A 19,160-nucleotide genomic window follows, 5' to 3' on the forward strand; every position below is an offset into this window, starting at 1 on the left:
TCGCCTCAACCGCGGTCCAGCCAGCACGCCAGGCCCTGGGCGTTGAGCTCGATGTCCAGGCCCAGCACCCGCAGCACACCGGCATCGTCCAGCGTGCAGCCGTGCCTGCGCGCCCGCTCCAGGTAGAGCCCGCCCAGTGCCGCCACCAGCGCGGCATGGCGGTCGTCGCGGCCGGCGCAGGCGCGGCCGATGGCGGTCATGGCATCGATCTGCGCATGCAGGTCGGCCGCCAGCCGCACCGGATCGTGCACCGGCCCGTAATGGGTCAGGTACATCGTCTCCGGGTCCTGCGCCACCAGGCGTTCGATCGAGGCGTGCAGCGGGGCCGGCTCGAACTGCACCGGCGAGGTGCTGGGAACGATGAACGCCCCCTGCGCACTGTCCAGTTCGCGGTAGGACAGGCCGAAGGTATCGCCGGTGAACCAGCTGCGGCTGTCCGCGTCCCATACGCACAGGTGGTGGCGGGCATGCCCGGGCGTGTCGATGCAGCGCAGCTCGCGGCCGGCCAGCGACACCCGGTGGCCGTCCTCGGCCACCACCACGCGGGCGGCCGCCACCGGCACGACCTGCCCGTAGCTGCGCGCCATTTCCGGTTCGCCGTAGACCGCGGTGGCGCCGGCGACCAGCCGCGCCGGATCGATCATGTGCGGTGCGCCGCGCGGGTGCACCAGCAGGCGGGCGTTGGGCAGGTGCTGGAGCAGCGTACCGGCGCCGCCGGCATGGTCCAGGTGCACGTGGGTCAGGATCAGCCAATCGATGGCGTCGGGGGCCAGGCCGGCACGCGCCACGGCCTCCAGCATCCGCGGCAGCGCAAGGGCGGTACCGCAGTCGATGAAGGCGCCGCGGCCGTTGTGCACCAACAGGTAGGCGGCGTCGAAGTGGTCGCGCTGGAACGCGGTATCGATGACGTGGATGCCGTGTGCGACGGTCATGGCCTATGGCTCCTCCTGGCGGGGGTCAGCGGTACAGCACCCGCGGCCGCAGCAGCAGTGCCAGCGCCATCACCGCGAGGAATGCGCCGTAGGCGTAGAGCACCGCCAGGATCTGCTTCCACAGGCTGTCGGCGGCGGCATCGGCCGCGCCGACGCGGTAACCCCAGTGCATGAAGCCGACGCTCAGCAGCAGCGCCAGCACCAGCATGGCGCCGTCGAACAGGCGGCGGGCGCGGTGCCGCGGCTGGCGCGGGAACCACCAGTACAGCGCGGCCATCACCCCGAACCAGGGCAGGAACAGCAACAACGACAACCAGGCCATCGCAAGCTCCTTCAGGGGGCGCGCCGCCGTGGCGCACCCGGTGTGTTCCCGCTGCGGCCGCCCGCCCGGAGGGCGCCGGCCTCAGGCGGCCTCGCGCAGCTGGCGCAGGGCCGCCAGCACCACTCCGGCCTCCGCCTCCAGCGTCACCGGCGCGGCGCGCAGCGCGTCGTCGTGCTCGGCCTGCTTGAGCGCGGCGATCCGCTGGCCGGCATCGCGCGGCGAGTCGAAGCCTTCGCTCTGCAGCAGCAAGGCGCCCTGGCCGTCGAGCAGCTTGAAGTAGAAACGGCCGTCCTTCTCGCGGTACTGCTTGAACACCGGCAACACCGCCCTGTCCACGGCCGTGGCCGCGGGGGCGTCGGTGGCGGCGGACAGCGCACGCAGGCCCACCGCATGGCGCAGCGCCTTGAGCAGCGGTATGGCGAACCGTTCGCGCAGCTGCTGGCCACGGCGGCAGAGCAGCGCCTCGATCTTCTCCGGCTCGGCCATCAGCGCCTCGTAGCGCGCGCGCAGCGGCGCCAGTTCGCTGTCGATCCGCTCGAACAGCTGCTGCTTGGCCTCGCCCCAGCCGATGCCGTCGGCGAAGGCCTGGGCGAAGGCGGCGCTCTGCTCCGCGCTGGCGAAGGCCTGGTACAGCTGGAACAGCGCCGAACCGGCGGTGTCCTTCGGCTCGCCCGGCGCACGCGAGTCGGTGACGATCGAGAACACCAGCTTCTTCAGCTCCTCGCGCGGAGCGAACAACGGGATCACGTTGTCGTAGCTCTTGCTCATCTTGCGCCCGTCCAGGCCCGGCAGGGTCGCGACCGCATCGTCGATCGTCGCCTCCGGCAGGACGAAATAGTCCTTGCCGTACAGGTGGTTGAAGCGCTGGGCGAAATCGCGCGCCATCTCGATGTGCTGGATCTGGTCGCGTCCCACCGGCACCTTGTCGGCGCCGAACACCAGGATGTCCGCGGCCATCAGCACCGGGTACATGAACAGGCCCGCGGTGATGCCGGCATCGTCGTCCTGCCGCTCTTCGCGGTTGCGGTCCACCGCCGCCTTGTAGGCATGGGCGCGGTTGAGGAGGCCCTTGCCGGCGACCACGGTCAGGTACCAGGTCAGTTCGGTGATTTCCGGGATGTCGCTCTGCCGGTAGAGCCACACCTTCTCCGGATCCAGCCCGGCGGCCAGCCAGCTGGCGGCGATCTCCAGCGTCGAGCGCTGCACGCGCTGCGGATCCTGGGTGTTGATCAGGCTGTGCAGGTCGGCCAGGAAGAAGAAACTCTCGGTATCGGCGGCGCGGCTGGCGGCGATGGCGGGACGGATCGCCCCCAGGTAGTTGCCGATGTGGGGAGTACCGGAAGGCTTGATGCCGGTGAGGACGCGGGTAGTCATGGACGCGGACGTGACGGACGGATGAACCGCGCCAGTGTAACCGGCGCGCGGCAACCCCGCCGCCGGCCGCCATCCGTTCCAGGCTGTGTCCCCCGTCCGGAGCCCGCCATGTACCGCCTTCTCGCCTGCCTGCTGGCCCTGCCCATCCTGTGCGGCTTCCGTCCGGTGCCGATGCCCCCGCCCGCCCCCGCGTCCGCCCGGGTGGCGCTGTCGCTGGTGGACCGCGACAGCGGCCGGGAACTGCCCGAGTACCGCCATGGCGGCCGAGCGTGGGTGCCCGCCGCGCCCGGCCACCGCTATGCGGTACGCCTGCGCAACCTCACCGGCGAGCGCCTGCTGGTGGTGCTGTCGGTGGACGGGGTCAATGCCATCACCGGCCAGACCGCCGCGCCGGAGCAGCCCGGCTACGTGCTCGGTCCCTGGCAGGACAGCGAGATCGCCGGCTGGCGCAAGTCGTCCTCGGACGTGGCGCAGTTCGTGTTCACCGACCACGGCGACAGCTACGCCAGCCGCACCGGCCGACCCACCGATGTCGGCGTGGTCGGGATCGCCGTGTTCGGCGAGGCGCGCCCGCCGTCGGTCCCACACCCGCCAGTGCCACCGCGCCCGCTGCCGCGACTGGCCGCGCCGGCATCCGCGGTGGCCGCGGAGAGCGCCCGCCAACGCAGCGCCGACGGGGGCCGCCCGTCCCTGGGAACCGGGCATGGCGCACGCGAACGCTCGGACAGCGCCAGCGTCCAGTTCCAGCGCGCCGGGCCGCGGCCGCTCCAGATCGCCACGCTCCGCTACGACGCCTACGCGCGCCTGGCGGCGCTGGGCATCGTGCCCGGCGTTCCCGCACCGCGTGCGTTCCCGGCCGGCTTCGTTCCCGACCCGCCGGCCCGGCCACGCTGACCGCGGCCGCGGAAACGCGAACGGGCCGCATCGCGGCCCGTTCCCTTGCCCAATTCACCGCAGCATCGCCGCGGCGTGTGGCCCCGGCCGGCTCAGCGCCAGTCCGGGTCTTCCTTGTGCAGGGCATCCTGGAAGTCGCGCACTTCCTTCTCGGCGCGGTCCTTGGCCCAACCGTAACGCTCCTGGAGGCGCCCGGCCAGGTACTCCGAATTGCCTTCCGCCACCTTGAAGTCATCGTCGGTCAGGTCGCCCCACTTGGCGCGGGCCTTGCCCTTGAGCTGGGTCCACTTGCCGGAAATGATGTCTTTGTTCATGCGGATCTCCTTTCGGGGGAATGGCGGCAGTTCCGCCGCAGGACCAGCATGCCGCGCACGGTGTTGAGGGTGCATCGACGATTCGTTGATTTCCGCTGATGTCCTTGAACCACACCTGAGTGCACCGGGGGGGGACGGAAACGCACGGGGCCGGCATGTCGCCGGCCCCGTGCGTTTGCCTGTGTGGCGGAAGGTCAGCGCTTGGCCGCGCCCTCCACCTTCTCGCCCGCCTTCTGCACGTCCTTGCCGGCACCGGCAACGGTGTTGCAGCCGGACAGCACGGCGATCGAGAACAACGACACCATCATCAGGGCGACCATGCGCTTCATGTCTTCAACTCCTCAGGGATTCGGGGGGTGCGGGTACCGCGGCGGGGATCAGCACTTGCCGTCGCTGCAATCCTCGGCCTTGTCTTCGACCTTCTGGCCGGCCTTCTGCATGTCCTTGCCGGCACCGGCAACGGTGTTGCAGCCGCCCAGCATCGCCACCGAGAACAGGCCCAGCATGGCCAGCATCAGCATTCGCTTCATCACTCTGTCTCCTTGCCTTGGATCGGCGGCTGCCGGTCGCGGTGGCTCCGCGGCCGGTGTCCCCGCGCGTGGAACAGAATCTGGCGGCTGCGCCGTGCAGCCAGCGTGAATGCCGGGGCCACGCGTTCAGCGAGGTCGCGCCCGCATCAATCCCGCATCAGCGTGGACTTGCCGAACAGGCTCTCCACCAGGTCCACCGCCAGCTTGGCGGTGCGGTTGCGGCGGTCGAGCAGCGGATTGAGTTCGACGATGTCCAGCGACCCCATGGCCCCGGTGTCGGCGATCATCTCCATCACCAGCTGCGCCTCGCGGTAGTTCACCCCGCCCGGCACCGTGGTGCCCACGCCCGGCGCGATGCTGGGATCCAGGAAGTCGACGTCGAAGCTGACGTGCAGGTGGGTGTCGGCATCGACCCCGGCCAGCGCCGCCTCCATGGTCCGCTTCATGCCGCTCTCGTCGATGTAGCGCATGTCGTACACGTCCACCTGGTACTGCTTGATCAGCCGCTTCTCGTCCTGGTCCACCGACCGGATGCCGATCTGCCGCACCTGCTGCGGCGAGATCGCCGGTGCCTCCCCGCCCAGCCGGGTCAGTGCGTCCGGGCCCAGCCCGCACAGGCAGGCCACCGGCATGCCGTGGATGTTGCCCGACGGGGTGACCTGGGAGGTGTTGAAGTCCGAGTGCGCGTCCAGCCACAGCACCCGCAGCTGCTTGCCCTGCGCGCGGCACCAGCGTGCCACCGCGGTGATCGAGCCGATGCCCAGGCAATGGTCGCCCCCGAGCATGATCGGCAGGCGGCCCTCGCGCAGCTCGGCCTCGGTCGCTTCCATCAGCGCCCGGTTCCAGGCCACGACCTCGTCCAGGTGGCGGTAGCCCTCCACCGGGTCGGTCCAGGGGTTGCGCGGCCCGGGCAGGTTGCCGACGTCGCGCACGTCCACGCCGCGCGCGGCCAGCGCCTCGGGCAGGCCGGCGATGCGCAGCGCCTCCGGCCCCAGGCGGGCGCCGCGGTGGCCGGCACCGACATCGGTGGGTACGCCTATCAACGAGACGGGACGATGGGTAGGCATGGCTCCTCCGTTGCAAATGAAATCATTGTAGACGCAGGCCCGCCGCGGCCGCTCGCGGCGGTGCGTCAGATCCGCGGGGAACCCGACGGCCGTGCCCGCACGCCGGCCGCTCCCCGCCGCGGGGGACGCACACAGAGCGACGGCAGGGGGATGCCCTGCCGTCGCTCCTCACCCGGGTACCGCCATCGGCCTATTTCAGGCCGCGGTTGTGCAGCAGCGGTTCCACGCTGGGGTCCTTGCCACGGAAATCGCGGTAGGCCGTGGCCAGGTCGCGGGTGTTGCCGATGGACAGGATCTTGTCGCGGAACACCTGGCCGTTCTCGCGGGTCAGGCCGCCGTTCTCCTTGAACCACTCGAAGGCGTCATGGTCGATCATCTCCGCCCAGAAATAGGCGTAGTAACCGGCGGAATAGCCGCCACCCCAGATGTGGTCGAAGTAGCTGCTGCGGTAGCGCGGGGGCACCTGCGCCAGATCCACCTTGAAGCGCTTGAGCGCGCTGGCCTCGAACGCGTCCACGTCCTGCAGCGGCGCATCGGCGGCCTGCGTGTGCCAGGCCAGGTCCAGCAGCGCCGCCGACAGGTACTCGGTGGTCATGTAGCCCTGGTTGAAGGTCTTGGCCTTGGCGATCCGCTCGACCAGCGCCTGCGGCATCGCGTCCTTGGTGCGGTAGTGCTTGGCGTAGTTGGCGAACACCTTCGGGTCCGATGCCCAGTGCTCGTTGAACTGCGACGGGAACTCGACGAAGTCGCGCGGCACGCTGGTGCCGGCCACGCTCGGGTACGTCGTGTTCGAGAACATGCCGTGCAGGGCATGGCCGAACTCATGGAACATCGTGGTCACGTCGTCCCAGCTCAGCAGGGCCGGCTGGCCGGCCGCGGGCTTGGTGAAGTTGCTGACGTTGTAGACCACCGGCCGGGTACCGGCCAGCCCGTCCTGTTCGACGAACACGTCCATCCAGGCGCCGCCGGACTTGCTGTCGCGCTTGAAGAAATCCGCATAGAACAGCGCCAGCGGCTGGCCGTCGGCGTCGGTGACCTCGAACACGCGCACGTCCGGGTGGTAGACCGGCAGGTCGGTGCGTTCCTTGAAGGTGATGCCGTACAGCTCGGTGGCGGCGAAGAACACGCCGTCATGCAGCACGGTGTCCAGCTCGAAGTACGGCTTGATCTGCGATTCGTCCAGGTCGTACTTGGCCTTGCGCACCTGCTCGGCGTAGAAGTCCCAGTCCGAGGCGGCGGCCTTGAAGCCGCCCTTCTGCGCGTCGATCACCTGCTGGATCTCGGCCAGTTCGCCACGCGCCTTGGCGGTGGCCGCGGGCACGGTGTCGGTCAGCAGCTTCAACGCGTTGGCCGGGTCCTGCGCCATCTGGTCGGTGAGGTTGTAGGCGGCGTAGTTCGGGAAGCCGAGCAGCTTGGCCTTGGCGGCACGCAGCTGCGCCAGGCGCTGGAGGATGCCGCGGGTATCGTTGCCGTCGCCCTGCTCGGTCCGCGTCTCCGATGCCTGCAGCACGCTGGCGCGCAGCGCCCGGTCCTGCAGCGAGGCCAGGACCGGCTGCTGGGTGGTGTTCTGCAGGCCCAGCACCCACTTGCCGTCGAGCGCGCGGCCCTTGGCGTCTTCCGCCGCCGAGGCCAGATCGCCGTCGGACAGGCCGGTCAACCGCGCCGGGTCGTCGACCACCACCGCGGCGGCGGCGGTGCCCGCGACCAGCTTGTTGTGGAAGTCGTTGGCGAGCGTGGCCTCCTCGGCGTTGTACTGCTTGAGTGTTTCCTTGTCGGCATCGCTGAGCTGGGCGCCGGCCTTCACGAAGCTCTGGTAGGTCTCCTCGACCACGCGCAGCTGCTCCGGATCCAGCCCGGCACCGGCACGTCCGTCATGGACCGCCTTGACCCGTTCGAACAGCTTGGCGTCCAGGTGGATGGCGTCGCTGTGCGCGGCCAGTTTCGGGATCACCTCTTCCTGGATCTTCTGCCGCTCCGGATTGGTATCGGCCTGCACGACGCTGAAGAACACGCGGCTGACCCGGTCCAGGACCGCGCCGGACTTCTCCATCGGCAGCAGGGTGTTGTCGAAGGTGGCCGGCTGCGTGTTGGCGACGATCTGCGCGATCTCCGCGCGCTGCTGGCGCATGCCTTCCTCGAAGGCCGGCAGGTAGTCGCTGTCCTTGATCCGGTCGAACGCCGGCGCCTGGAACGGCAGTGTGCTGGCACTCATGAACGGGTTGGCCGACGCCTCGGCCGGCTGGCCGTCCTGTGCGGAAGGGGGGGCGTTCACGGGGGTGTTGGACTCCTTGCCCGAACAGGCCGCCAGCGCAAGGCTGATGGCGGCGGCCAGAATGACGGTGCGCGACATGGTACGTGCTCCTGGTTGCATGCAGCCGCCCACCCTACTCCCTCGCCCCCGGCCCGGCATGTGCCGATGGTGGCGCCTGCCTGCACGGCGGTGGCCGGTTCAGCCGCTGCGCGGGCGGCGCAGCGCGGCGAATGCCGCCAGGGCGCCGGCCCGGCCCGCGGCCAGCTCCACCTGCGGCCGCGCCGGGTAGCCCGGCGCCATGCGGCGCGCCAGCGCCGGGTGCTCCCAGGGGGCGAAGCGCGCCGGCACCGGCAGCCCGGCCAGTTCCGGCACCCAGCGCGCGATGTAGTCGCCGGCCGGATCGAACCGCCGCGCCTGCGCGACCGGGTTGAACACGCGGAAGTACGGCGCCGCGTCGGCCCCGGTGCCGGCGGTCCATTGCCAGCCCTGGGTGTTGTTGGCCAGGTCGGCATCCACCAGCGTGTCCCAGAACCAGCGCGCGCCGTGCAGCCAGTGCTGGCGCAGGTGCTTGCTCAGCCAGCTGGCCACCACCATGCGCACGCGGTTGTGCATCCAGCCGGTCTGCCACAGCTGGCGCATCCCGGCATCGACGACCGGCACCCCGGTGCGCCCGTGCCGCCAGGCATCCAGCAGCGCCGCGTCGGGTGCCGCCCAGGGGAAATCGTCGAAGCGCGGATCCAGGTTGTGCTCGGGCACCCGCGGGTAGTGGTGCAGCACGTGGTGGGCGAACTCGCGCCAGCCCAGTTCGGCGAGGAAGCGCTCGCGGTCGGCCTCGGCCAGGGCATCGCCGGCGGCCAGCACCGACGCGGCGATCCTGCGTACCGAGATCTCGCCGAAATGCAGGTGCGGCGACAACCGCGACGTGCCGGCATCGGCAAGCACATCGCGGCCCTGCGCATAGCCGTGCACGGGCCCGTCGAGGAAGGCCTGCAGCGCGGCCCGGGCGCCGTCCTCGCCGGGCGTGAAGCACTGCCAGAAGCCCGCATCCCACCCCGGCCGCGGTGCCGGCAGCAATGCCTCCAGGCGGACCCCGGCTGGCAGGTCGTCCGCATCCAGCGAGGGCAGCCGCGGCGGTGCCTCCCAGGTGGCCGGCGTCCGCCAGTGCGCGCGCGCGGCTTTCCAGAACGGCGTGAACACCCGGTACGGGTCGCCCTGCCGGGTCGCCAGCTCCCAGGGCTCGAACAGCAGCGCGCCGTTGAGGCTCTCCGCGTGCAGGCCGGCCTGGCGCAGGCTGCGCTTGATGTGCGCGTCGCGCTGCTCGATGGCCGGCTCGTAGCGCCGGGTCCACAGCACCGCTTCGGCGCCGGTGCGCGCGGCCAGTGCCTGCAGGGTGTCCAGGGTGGGGCCACGCAGCAGCAGCAGGCGCGAACCGCGGCGCTCCAGGCCGGCGGCCAACGCCGCCAGCGAGCGCCGCCGCCAGGCCTGCGAGGCGGCCCCGGGCGCCCACGCGCCCTCTTCCTCCGGCGCATGGATGTAGACCGGCAGCGGCCGCAGGCCGCGGTCCAGCGCCGCGCGCAGCGCCGGCTGGTCGTCCAGGCGCAGATCGTCGCGCAGCCACACCAGCGCGATGCCCATCGGCTACACCGTGCCGCGGTTGCGGCCGATCCACGGCCGGTACCAATGGCGGATCGCGGCCATGTCGGCGGCATCGTCGCCGCTGGTGTGGAACGGTGCGCCGAAGCCGATGACTTTCTCGGGGTAATGGAAGTAGGCCGGCACGATCGGTACCTGCGCCAGCCGCGCGATGCGGATGAAGCCTGTCTTCCACTCCTTCACCGGCTTGCGCGTGCCCTCCGGCGCCAGCGCGAACCAGATGCGCTCGCTGCCCTGGATCATCGCCACCGCCTGCCCCACCGTGCCCTGCGGGCTGCTGCGGTCCAGCGGCACCACGCCCAGGCGGCGCAGCAATGCCCCCAGCGGCCACCAGAACAGCTTGTCCTTGCCCAGCACCCGCGCCTCGATGCCCAGCGCCAGCTTCGCCGCCAGGCCCCAGATGCCGTCCCAGTTGGACGAATGCGGAGCGGCGATGACCACCGCCCGGGCCAGGTCCGGGACCGGCCCGGCCACGCGCCAGCCGCCCAGGCGCAGCAGCGTGCGCCCCAGCCAGCGGGTACCTCCATTGCCGCGCACCCGCGGCACGTTCGGCGGAACCCGGGGCACCACCGGCGACGGCTTGTCCACGCCTACTCCCAGTTGCGTTGCGAACGGCCGCGCTTGATCTGCGCGCGCCCCTTCTTCTCTTCCAGCCGGCGCATCCGAGAGCCGTAGCTCGGCTTCGTCGCCACCCGGGCCTTGGGCACCACCAGCCCGGTGCGGAGGAAGGCCACCAGGCGTTCGCGGGCATCGCAGCGGTTGCGTTCCTGGGTCCGGAACCGCTGCGCATCGATCACCAGCACCCCGGCCTCGGTGAGGCGGCGGTCGCGGCGCGCCAACAGGCGCGCGCGCACCGGCTCGGGCAGCGACGGCGAGCCGGCGACGTCGAAGCGCAGCTCGACCGCCGTGGAGACCTTGTTGACGTTCTGCCCGCCGGCGCCGCTGGCGCGCACGAAGCGCTCGACGATCTCCGATTCGGGGATCGCCAGCGAGGCATCGACGGCGAGCGACAGGGTGGCCATGGCGCCGATTGTATCGGCCCGGCGCGCCGCCATCGCATTCCGCGGCGACGGCACGGCTGCTAGGCTGCGGCCAGGTCCGGAAGGAGCAGCACATGTCGTCCGCTTACTGGTGTGTCGTGATCGCCGCGGTACTGCCGTACGTCTGGGTCGCCGTCGCCAAGGGCCGGCCCGGCTACAACAACCGCAACCCCCGCGCCTGGGCCGCCAGGAGCGACAACCACCTGGTGCAGCGCGCCAACGCGGCGCACCTGAACGCCTTCGAGAGCTTCGCGCCGTTCGCCGCCGGCGTGGTGCTGGCCCAGCTGGCCGGCGTGGCCGCGCAGACGGTCACCGCGCTCGCCATCGGGTTCGTGGTGCTGCGCGTGCTGCACGGCCTGCTCTACCTGGGCGACCAGCCGCTGCTGCGCAGCCTGTCGTGGCTGGGCGGCTTCGCCTGCACGCTGGCGCTGCTGGTGCTGGCGGCGCTGCAGGCCGCCTGAGGCGCTAGCGGCCGTCCGCGTTCCAGCCCAGCAGCTGGAAGGCCTTGCGGAACTCGGCGTCCAGCGGCGCTTCGACCTCGATGCGGCGCCCGTCCTGCGGGTGCGGGAACGCCAGCCGCTGCGCGTGCAGCAGCATGCGGTGCACGCCGTGCATGCGGAACGTGCGGTTGTGGCGGCCGTCGCCGTGGCTGGTGTCGCCGATCAGGTGGTGGAACACGTGCTTCAGATGCCGGCGGATCTGGCGGAACCGGCCGGTCTGCGGCTGGCAGCGCAGCAGGGCGTAGCGCGACGTCGGAAAGCCGTTCGACGGGACCGGCAGTTCGCCGGCCAGCAGCTTCCGGAAATGCGTGACCGCCGGTTTCTTGACCGGCTTGCCGGGGCCGCCGTCGAGGTCGTGGTCGACGGTGAAGGCGTCCTCCGCCGGCCAGCCGCGGCATACGGCAAGGTAGTCCTTCTCCACCTCGCCGCCCATCAGCGCCCTGCCCAGGGCACTGGCGGCATCGCGGTCGAAGGCCAGCAGCAGGCAGCCGCTGGTGGCGCGGTCCAGGCGATGGACGAGGAAGATCGGCCGGCCCAGCTGCTCGCGCAGGCGGTCGGCCAGGAAGTCGTCCTCGCCGCGCGCCAGCTTGCTGTCGTGGACCATCAGCCCGGCCGGCTTGTCGACCACGGCCAGCCATTGGTCCTCGTACAGCAGCGGCAGGGGCGCGCCGGCCGTCGCGGCGGCGTCCACCGCGGCGTCCGCTGCCGCGCTCATCGCCGCAGCCAGGCCGAGGCCAGTGCCAGCACCCCCACGCCGCCACTGACCCACGACCACAGCGGCACCGTGGCCAGCAGCGGCCCGCCCGCCTGCAGCCCGTGCAGCAGGGCGGCCACCACCATCAGCCCGGCACCGGCGACCGCGGTGACCACGCGCCGCTGCATGCGCCGCAGGGTCTGGTCGAGATCGACGAGGTCCTGCGACCGCATCGACAGCTCGTGCCGGCCCTCGACCTGCTGGCGCAGCCAGGCATGCACCAGCACCGGCATGTCCGGCGTGCGGGTCATGATCTCCGGCAACCGCCGGCGCAGCTCCTTGAGCGCGCGGCGCGGGCTGTAGCGCTCGCGCAGGATGCGTTCGAGCACCGGCCGGGCCACCGCCCAGATGTCGATCTGCGGGTCGAGCTGGCGGCCGACGCCCTCGATGTTGAGCAGGGTCTTCTGCAGCAGGATCAGCTGCGGCTGCAGGGTCAGCTGGTAGCGCTGCGCGGTGCGGAACAGCTTGAGCAGCACCTCGGCCAGCGAGATCTGCGACAACGGCCGGGTGAAGTACGGCTCGCATACGGCGCGCACCGCCGCCTCCAGGTCGTCGATGCGCACGGTGGCCGGCATCCAGCGCGCCTGCACGTGCAGCTCGGCGATGCGCCGGTAGTCGCGGTTGAAGATCGCCATGAAGTTCTCGGCCAGGTAGTACTGGTCCGCTTCCGAGAGCTGGCCCATGATGCCGAAGTCCAGCGCGATGAAGCGCGGGTTGTCGCGGCGCGCCGGATCGGTGTCGACCCAGATGTTGCCGGCGTGCGCGTCGGCGTGGAAGAAATTGTCGCGGAACACCTGCGTGTAGAACACGCGCACACCCTTGGCGGCCAGCGCGCGGCGGTCGATGCCGGCCGCGTCCAGCGCGGCGATGTCGTCGGAGGGAATGCCCCAGACCCGCTCCAGGGTCAGCGCGCGCTCGGCGGTGTGGGTCCAGATCACCTCGGGCACGTAGAGGTCGTCGGAATGTTCCCAGAAGCGGCGCAGCACGCTGGCGTTGGCGCCCTCGCGCTGCAGGTCCAGCTCGGCGGCCAGGGTGGTCTCGATCTCGGCCACCACCTCGCGCGGACGGATCTTGTCGGCACGCGGATGGGTGCGCTCGACCAGCGCCGCCAGCGACTTGAGCAGGGCGATGTCGGCATCGATCTGCCGCTCGATGTCCGGGCGCAGCACCTTGACCACCACCTGGCGGCCGTCGGGCAGCGTGGCCGCATGCACCTGCGCGATCGAGGCCGAGGCCAGCGGCGTGGTGTCGAAGCCGGCGAACGCCTCGCTGACCGGCAGGCCCAGCGCCTGCTCGACGATCGCCCGCGCCTGCTCGCCGTCGAACGGCTTGACCCGGTCCTGCAGCAGGGTCAGCTCGACCGCCACGTCCGGCGGCACCAGGTCGCGGCGGGTGGACAGGATCTGCCCGAACTTGACGAAGATCGGCCCCAGCTCCTGCAGCGCCAGGCGCAGCCGCGCACCGCGCGGCAGCGAGGCGATGTCGCCGCGTGCGCGCGGCACGAACGGCCTGGCCAGGCGCAGCCAGCGTTCGGCCGGGGTGCCGTCGAACAGGTCGTCGAGCCGGTAGCGCAGCATCACCCGACCGATGCGGTTGGCGCGGAACATCGCGCGCGCCGCCTTCATGCCCGGGCTCCGGCACGCAGCCGCGCGACCCGCGCGGCCAGCCGCTCGACATCGTCGCGGGTGGCGTCGACATCGTCGTGGAACGCGTCCAGCTCCGCGCGCGGCACCACGTCGCGCGACTCCTCGGTCACGTACTCGGCCGCGGTCTGCGCCAGATCGGCGGCGCTGCGGCGGGCCTGCACCAGCGCCGTGCGCAGGGCCTGGGCGATCTGCACGCCCAGCACCTCGCCGAACACCGCCACGAACGGCTGCTGCCAGTCCGGGTCGAAGCCGGTGGCCAGCTGCTGCAGGCGCCGCGCCAGTTCGGCGTCGCCGGAAACCTTCACCCGCCCCGCCGGTGCAGCCCCCGGGCTGCGCCGCGCGTTGGCCAGGAACGGCAGCTGCGCCAGGACCCCACCGAGGGTGCTGCGCACCGCCAGGTCCGGCTCCAGCGACGGATCCACCGGCCCGACCGTCAGCCGCTGCCCGTCGACCCCGATCTGCAGCGCCAGCGGCGGCGACTCCAGGGTCAGGGCGATGCGCCGGCCCTCCAGCGGCCGCAACGCGGCGCGGGTATCCGGGTCCAGCGCCAGGGCGCGGTTCAGCGCCGCTTGCAGGGCGCGGCCGGCGAGCGGCTTGAGGAGCTTCAGGGGAGAGGCAGGCATGGGCCGCATTCTACCGAAGCGCGGACCGCCGCCGGCGCCCGTGCCGCCGGCATCAGCCGCCGTTCACCCCGGCCGGCACATCGCCGGCGCCTGTTCCCCCTCGCCGGATTTCGCCCCATGCTATGCACCTCAATGCAATGGCAGGAGCAACAGGCTATGGGCAAGACCCGGGTCGGCATCATCTTCGGCGGTCGTTCGGCCGAGCACGAGGTCTCGCTGCAGTCGGCGAAGAACATCCTCGACGCGCTGGACAAGGAGCGGTTCGACGTCAGCCTGATCGGCATCGATAAGCAGGGCCACTGGCACCTGAGCGATCCCGGGCAGTTCCTGCTCAATGCCGGCGATCCGTCGAAGATCGCGCTCAACCGCTCCGGCAACGCGCTGGCGGTGCTGCCCGGGCGCGAGCAGGCGCAGCTGGTGCCCAGCGACCCGGCCACAGCCCTGCAGCAGATCGACGTGGTGTTCCCGATCGTGCACGGCACCCTGGGCGAGGACGGCTCGCTGCAGGGCCTGCTGCGCATGGCCAACCTGCCCTTCGTCGGCGCCGGCGTGCTCGGCTCGGCGGTGGCCATGGACAAGGACGTGGCCAAGCGCCTGCTGCGCGACGCCGGTCTGCCGGTGGCCCCCTTCGCCTGCTTCGGCCGCGCCACCGCGGCCGGCGCCGACTACGACACGCTGGTGGCGCAGCTGGGCACGCCGTTGTTCGTCAAGCCGGCCAACCAGGGGTCATCGGTGGGCGTGAGCAAGGTGCGCGACGCCGGCGAGTTCCAGGCGGCCATGGCGCTGGCGCTGTCCTTCGACCACAAGGTCCTGGTGGAATCGGCGATAGACGGCCGCGAGATCGAATGCGCGGTGCTCGGCAACGACGCGCCCGAGGCCAGCGTCTGCGGCGAGGTGGTGGTGCATGACGACTTCTACGCGTACGACACCAAGTACATCAATGCCGACGGTGCCGAAACGGTGATCCCCGCCGACATCCCGGCCGATGCGCAGGCGCGCATCCGCGAGATCGCCATCGCCGCCTACCGGGCGCTGGACTGCGCCGGCATGGCCCGCGTGGACGTGTTCCTGACCGCCGCCGGCGACGTGGTGATCAACGAGGTCAACACCCTGCCCGGTTTCACCCGCATCAGCATGTATCCCAAGCTGTGGGGGGCCAGCGGCGTGGGCTATACCGAGCTGATCACGCGGCTGATCGAACTGGCGCTGGAACGGCATGCGGCCGACAAGGCGCTGCGCAGTTCGATCACCGCGTCCTGACGGCGCGCCCCGGCGCCCGGGCTGCCTGGCCCGGACACCAGGGCGTCCAGCTGCCCGTGCGGCGGCCGGTTACGGGCCGCCGCACGGGCGGCGTCACGCTTTCTTCCGGAACAGCGAGATCACCGCCAGCACCAGGAACACGACGAACAGGATCCAGGCGATGTTGCTTGCGGCGCCGGCGATGCCGCTGAAACCCAGCAGCGCGGCGATGATGGCGATGACGAAGAAAACCACTGCGTAGTGCAGCATCTCGACCTCCTCGAGGGCGGTTGCCATGTGGGCGAGGCTCCACTGTGCCAAGGCGCACATCATCAGACGGTGATGAACTGCGACGGCGGCATCCCGAAGTGGGCACGGAACGCCGCGGCGAAGGCGCTCTGGCTGGCATAGCCCTGGGCCAGGGCGACGTGTCCGATCGGACGCCCCGCCACCAGGTGCTCCAGCGCTCCCAGCAGGCGCGCCTGCTGCCGCCAGCGCGCGAAGCCCAGGCCGGTCTGGCGGTGGAACTGGCGCTGGAAGGTCTTGCCGCTGACCGCCATCTCGCCGGCCCATTGCGCCACGGTGCGCGCATCGTCGGGCTGCGCCAGCAACCGCTCGCACACCGCCGCCAGGCGCGGCTCGCTCGGCCACGGCAGCTGCAGCGGCGGCAGCGCCTGCTGCAGCCGCAGTTCATCCAGCAGCAGGCCCAGCAGGTGCCGGTTGCGGCCCTCCTGGGGATACAGCGGCGGCAGCCGGGTCACCGCCAGGATCAACTCGCGCAGCAGCCCCGGCACCTCGATCACCCGGCTCTCGGCCGGCAGCCCCGGGAACCCGTCGACGAACAGGCTGCGCATCCGTACCGCACCGCGCATGCGGATGTCGTGGACCTGCCCGGGCGGCAGCCACAGCGCACGGTTCGGCGGCACCACCCAGCGCTGCCGCTCGCCGCCCACCAGCATCACCCCGCGCACCGCATGCACCAGCTGCGCGCGCGGATGCTGGTGGGCGGGCACGCGGTGCCCGTCCGGGTAGTCGGCGGCGACGCCGGTCATCGGCCGGGCCGAGGATTCGTAGAAATGACGGGGCAGGGAGGCGCGGGGCATGGCCGCGCCAGTATGTCCTTCCAGCGACAAAAATCGAGCCCTGCGCGAAAACCGGAAGCAGTCGCCGTTGCTACGGTAGGAGTGCGCCCGCCACCCGTGCGGCCCTGTCCTCCCGCGCCCCCGCGCCTCCGCCTGCCATTGCCATGCTGACCGATCCTTCGCGCCGTTACCGCCCGTTCCCGCCCATCGACCTGCCGCACCGGCAGTGGCCGTCCGCCACCCTGGCGCAGGCCCCGACCTGGCTCTCCACCGACCTGCGCGACGGCAACCAGGCGCTGTTCGAGCCGATGAACGGCGCACGCAAGCTGCGCCTGTTCGAGGAGCTCGTGCGCATCGGCTTCAAGCAGATCGAGGTCGGGTTCCCGGCCGCCTCGGCGACCGACTTCGGCGTGGTCCGGCGGCTGATCGAAGAGGACCGCATTCCCGAGGACGTCACCCCGATGGTGATGACCCAGCTGCGCGCCGACCTGATCGAACGCACCGTTGAGAGCCTGGCCGGCGCACGCCGCGCCATCGTGCACCTGTACAACGCCATCGCCCCGGCCTGGCGCGAGGTGGTGTTCGGGCTGTCGGTGGACCAGATCGACGCCATGGTCGCCCAGCACGTCGGGCTGCTGCGCCGGCTGACCGACCGCCATCCGGAAACCGAATGGGTGCTGCAGTATTCGCCCGAGACCTTCTGCATGGCCGAGCTGGAGGTCTCGCTGCGGGTCTGCACCACCGCCATCGACACCTGGGACGCCGGCCCGCAGCGGCCGATGATCGTCAACCTGCCCACCACCGTGGAAGTGGCCACGCCCAACGTGTTCGCCGACCAGATCGAATGGATGCACCGGCACCTGCCGCGGCGTGACCACGTGGTGCTGTCGGTGCACCCGCACAACGACCGCGGCACCGGCGTGGCCTGCGCCGAACTGGCGCTGCTGGCCGGCGCACAGCGCGTGGAAGGCTGCCTGTTCGGCAACGGCGAGCGCAGCGGCAACCTCGATCTGGTGACGGTGGCGCTGAACCTCTATACCCAGGGCATCACCCCGGGACTGGACTTCTCCGACATCAACGCGGTGGCCCGGGTCGTGGAGGACTGCACCGCACTGCCGATCCACCCGCGCCACCCCTATGTCGGCGACCTGGTGTTCACCGCTTTCTCCGGCTCCCACCAGGACGCCATCGCCAAGGGCCTGGCCGCGCAGGACCCGGACGGCCCCTGGCGGGTGCCCTACCTGCCGCTGGACCCCAAGGACCTGGGACGCAGCTACGAAGGCCTGATCCGGGTCAACAGCCAGTCCGGCAAGGGCGGCATCGCCTTCCTGCTGCAGCGCGAACATGGCGTGGGCATGCCGCGGCGCATGCAGGTGGAATTCAGTGCCGTCGTGCAGAAACAGGCCGATGCCAGCGAGACCGAGCTGGACAGCGCCGCGCTGTGGTCGCTGTTCGAGCGCACCTACCTGGCACCGGCGCAGCAGGGCGCCTGGCGCTACCGCGGACACCGGCTGTCGCCTGCCGGCGACCGGCAGCACATCCGCCTGGATGTCCTGGACCCGCAGGGCGTGGCCCGCACCCTGCAGGGCGAGGGCGAAGGCCTGCTGTCCAGCGCGCTGGCGGCGCTGGGCCTGCCGCTGCGGGTGGACCATTTCCAGGAGAGCAGCCTCGGCCACGGCGTCGACGCGGAGGCGCTGGCGGTGATCGAGGCCGGCCACGCGGGCCAGAGCGGCACCCGCTTCGGTGCCGGCCGCCATGCCGACGTCGCCACCGCCTCGCTGCTGGCGCTGTTCAGCGCCGCCAACCGCTTCGTCGCCGCGCCGGCGCCGGCGGCAGCTCCCGCCATGGTCACCGCGGAATGAACCGTGCGGGCGGGCTCAGCCGCCCGCCCGCACGCTGGCGCGCAGGCGCTCCAGGCCGTCGGCGATCGTCACCCGCGGCCGGTAGCCGAAATCGCGCTGCGCCGGCGCCATGGAGTACCAGTGCGGCGTGCACAGCTGCTCGGCCAGGAAACGGGTCATCGGCGGTTCGCCGCGCAGGCGCAGCAACGGCCACGCCTTCTCGCAGACCGCGCCGAGGCGGTAGGCGGTCCGGAAGCGGATCGACTTCTCCACCGTCGGCGCTCCCATCGCCGCAAGCAGCCGGTTGAGCAGCTCGCGGATCGGCAGCGGCTCGCCGTTGGAGATGAAATACGCCTTGCCCGCGCAGGCCGCGCCCGCCACCAGGTGGTCGAAGGCGTCGAAGTGCGCCTGCGCGGCGTTGTCGATATAGGTGGTGTCGACCTTGTTCAGACCGTCGCCGACGATGCGCAGGCGACCGGCACGGGCGCGCTCGGCCAGCCGCGGCACCAGCTGCTGGTCGCCCGGCCCCCAGATCAGCCGCGGGCGCAGCGCCACGGTGGCCAGCTCGGCGCCGTTGGCGGCCAGCACTTCCTGCTCGGCGATGGCCTTGGTGGCGGCGTAAGGCGCCTGGAAATCCTCGCCATAGGGCACCTGGTCGGCGCCCAGCCCTTCCACCGGATGGGTGGCGCGGTGGGTCACGCTGGGCGTGGAGGTGTACACCAGCCGGCCGATGCCGTGCGCGCGGCAGGCCGCCAGCACGTTGCGGGTGCCCACCACGTTGGCCTGGAAATAGCTGTCGTAGCTGCCCCAGGCACCGGCCTTGGCGGCGTTGTGGAACACCGCATCGGCCCCGGCGGCGGCATGGCGCACCGCACCGGCATCGGCCAGGTCGCCCCGGATCTGCCCCACCCCCAGCGCCGCCAGCGCCGGGTAGTGGCCGCGGTTGAAGCTCAGCACCTGGTGCCCCCGCTCGATCAATCCGCGGCACAGCGCCTGTCCGAGGAAGCCGCCCCCGCCCGTCACCAGGATCTTCATCGCGATACCGCACCACTGTTGGAGAACGGCACACGATAGCCGCCGCGCCCGGTGCTGGCGACG

General features: G+C 71.5%; 21 protein-coding genes. 4 read left to right on the forward strand and 17 right to left on the reverse strand.

Features of this window, described 5'->3' with window-relative positions:
* Positions 1–5: 5 nt before the first annotated feature.
* From K5L01_RS08115 to K5L01_RS08125, 3 genes are all read right to left on the reverse strand, one after another.
* Positions 6–932: an MBL fold metallo-hydrolase gene (locus K5L01_RS08115; protein ID WP_250063709.1), complete on the reverse strand. Its 927-nt coding sequence runs from the start codon at positions 930–932 to the stop codon at positions 6–8.
* Between the two features lie 25 nt (positions 933–957).
* Positions 958–1,254 (reverse strand): hypothetical protein, encoded by a 297-nt coding sequence (locus K5L01_RS08120; protein WP_250063711.1) that lies wholly within the window; start codon positions 1,252–1,254, stop codon positions 958–960.
* 81 nt (positions 1,255–1,335) lie between these two features.
* On the reverse strand, positions 1,336–2,628 hold the full coding sequence (locus tag K5L01_RS08125; RefSeq protein ID WP_250063713.1) for a tryptophan--tRNA ligase: 1,293 nt from the start codon (positions 2,626–2,628) through the stop codon (positions 1,336–1,338).
* Between the two features lie 108 nt (positions 2,629–2,736).
* Here K5L01_RS08125 and K5L01_RS08130 point away from each other — a divergent pair, with 108 nt between their 5' ends.
* Positions 2,737–3,522 carry a hypothetical protein gene (locus K5L01_RS08130; protein WP_250063715.1) on the forward strand — a complete coding sequence of 262 codons (786 nt, stop codon included), beginning with the start codon at positions 2,737–2,739 and terminating at the stop codon, positions 3,520–3,522.
* Positions 3,523–3,614: 92 nt separating this feature from the next.
* Here K5L01_RS08130 and K5L01_RS08135 read toward each other — a convergent pair whose 3' ends face one another.
* From K5L01_RS08135 to arfB, 8 genes are all read right to left on the reverse strand, one after another.
* Positions 3,615–3,836 carry a CsbD family protein gene (locus tag K5L01_RS08135; protein ID WP_250063717.1) on the reverse strand — a complete coding sequence of 74 codons (222 nt, stop codon included), beginning with the start codon at positions 3,834–3,836 and terminating at the stop codon, positions 3,615–3,617.
* Positions 3,837–4,030: 194 nt separating this feature from the next.
* Positions 4,031–4,165 (reverse strand): entericidin A/B family lipoprotein, encoded by a 135-nt coding sequence (locus K5L01_RS08140; protein WP_250063719.1) that lies wholly within the window; start codon positions 4,163–4,165, stop codon positions 4,031–4,033.
* A 48-nt stretch (positions 4,166–4,213) separates the two neighbouring features.
* Entirely contained in the window at positions 4,214–4,366 is a 153-nt protein-coding gene (locus K5L01_RS08145; RefSeq protein ID WP_250063721.1) for an entericidin A/B family lipoprotein, read from the reverse strand.
* Between the two features lie 146 nt (positions 4,367–4,512).
* Positions 4,513–5,433 (reverse strand): arginase, encoded by a 921-nt coding sequence (gene rocF / locus K5L01_RS08150; RefSeq protein WP_250063723.1) that lies wholly within the window; start codon positions 5,431–5,433, stop codon positions 4,513–4,515.
* A 190-nt stretch (positions 5,434–5,623) separates the two neighbouring features.
* Entirely contained in the window at positions 5,624–7,783 is a 2,160-nt protein-coding gene (gene dcp, locus K5L01_RS08155) for a peptidyl-dipeptidase Dcp (RefSeq protein ID WP_250063725.1), read from the reverse strand.
* A gap of 99 nt (positions 7,784–7,882) precedes the next feature.
* Positions 7,883–9,319, reverse strand: a complete 1,437-nt coding sequence (locus K5L01_RS08160; RefSeq protein ID WP_250063727.1) for a cryptochrome/photolyase family protein — start codon at positions 9,317–9,319, stop codon at positions 7,883–7,885.
* 3 nt (positions 9,320–9,322) lie between these two features.
* Positions 9,323–9,925 (reverse strand): lysophospholipid acyltransferase family protein, encoded by a 603-nt coding sequence (locus tag K5L01_RS08165; RefSeq protein ID WP_425603866.1) that lies wholly within the window; start codon positions 9,923–9,925, stop codon positions 9,323–9,325.
* A gap of 2 nt (positions 9,926–9,927) precedes the next feature.
* Positions 9,928–10,359 (reverse strand): alternative ribosome rescue aminoacyl-tRNA hydrolase ArfB, encoded by a 432-nt coding sequence (gene arfB, locus K5L01_RS08170; protein WP_250063729.1) that lies wholly within the window; start codon positions 10,357–10,359, stop codon positions 9,928–9,930.
* A gap of 92 nt (positions 10,360–10,451) precedes the next feature.
* On the opposite strand from arfB, the gene K5L01_RS08175 reads away from it, so the two are divergent.
* Complete coding sequence (locus K5L01_RS08175) at positions 10,452–10,838, forward strand: MAPEG family protein (RefSeq protein WP_250063731.1); 387 nt, start codon at positions 10,452–10,454, stop codon at positions 10,836–10,838.
* 4 nt (positions 10,839–10,842) lie between these two features.
* Here the strand turns inward: K5L01_RS08175 and K5L01_RS08180 are convergent, their stop codons facing one another.
* From K5L01_RS08180 to K5L01_RS08190, 3 genes are read right to left on the reverse strand one after another with little or no spacing between them, the layout of a single operon-like run.
* Entirely contained in the window at positions 10,843–11,592 is a 750-nt protein-coding gene (locus tag K5L01_RS08180; protein ID WP_250063733.1) for a pseudouridine synthase, read from the reverse strand.
* The gene (gene ubiB / locus K5L01_RS08185; RefSeq protein ID WP_250063735.1) at positions 11,589–13,256 is read right to left on the reverse strand and encodes a ubiquinone biosynthesis regulatory protein kinase UbiB; all 1,668 of its coding nucleotides are present in this window, start codon (positions 13,254–13,256) and stop codon (positions 11,589–11,591) included. The genes K5L01_RS08180 and ubiB overlap by 4 nt, the downstream gene beginning before the upstream one ends.
* Complete coding sequence (locus K5L01_RS08190; RefSeq protein WP_250063737.1) at positions 13,253–13,900, reverse strand: ubiquinone biosynthesis accessory factor UbiJ; 648 nt, start codon at positions 13,898–13,900, stop codon at positions 13,253–13,255. The genes ubiB and K5L01_RS08190 overlap by 4 nt, the downstream gene beginning before the upstream one ends.
* 156 nt (positions 13,901–14,056) lie before the next feature.
* Between K5L01_RS08190 and ddlA the strand changes: the two genes are divergently transcribed.
* Positions 14,057–15,160, forward strand: coding sequence for a D-alanine--D-alanine ligase (gene ddlA / locus K5L01_RS08195; RefSeq protein WP_250063739.1), 1,104 nt, complete (start codon positions 14,057–14,059; stop codon positions 15,158–15,160).
* 93 nt (positions 15,161–15,253) lie between these two features.
* Here ddlA and K5L01_RS08200 read toward each other — a convergent pair whose 3' ends face one another.
* Together K5L01_RS08200 and K5L01_RS08205 are read right to left on the reverse strand one after the other, a co-directional pair.
* Positions 15,254–15,409 (reverse strand): DUF1328 domain-containing protein, encoded by a 156-nt coding sequence (locus K5L01_RS08200; protein WP_250064148.1) that lies wholly within the window; start codon positions 15,407–15,409, stop codon positions 15,254–15,256.
* A gap of 62 nt (positions 15,410–15,471) precedes the next feature.
* On the reverse strand, positions 15,472–16,242 hold the full coding sequence (locus K5L01_RS08205; RefSeq protein ID WP_250063741.1) for an AraC family transcriptional regulator: 771 nt from the start codon (positions 16,240–16,242) through the stop codon (positions 15,472–15,474).
* A 143-nt stretch (positions 16,243–16,385) separates the two neighbouring features.
* Here K5L01_RS08205 and K5L01_RS08210 point away from each other — a divergent pair, with 143 nt between their 5' ends.
* Positions 16,386–18,083: a 2-isopropylmalate synthase gene (locus K5L01_RS08210; RefSeq protein ID WP_250063743.1), complete on the forward strand. Its 1,698-nt coding sequence runs from the start codon at positions 16,386–16,388 to the stop codon at positions 18,081–18,083.
* Between the two features lie 15 nt (positions 18,084–18,098).
* Here K5L01_RS08210 and oleD read toward each other — a convergent pair whose 3' ends face one another.
* Positions 18,099–19,097, reverse strand: coding sequence for a 2-alkyl-3-oxoalkanoate reductase (gene oleD, locus K5L01_RS08215; RefSeq protein WP_250063745.1), 999 nt, complete (start codon positions 19,095–19,097; stop codon positions 18,099–18,101).
* Positions 19,098–19,160 lie beyond the last annotated feature (63 nt).

Origin of the sequence: Stenotrophomonas mori, assembly GCF_023556335.1 — a bacterium.
In the GTDB taxonomy this organism is placed as follows: Bacteria; Pseudomonadota; Gammaproteobacteria; order Xanthomonadales; family Xanthomonadaceae; genus Stenotrophomonas; species Stenotrophomonas mori.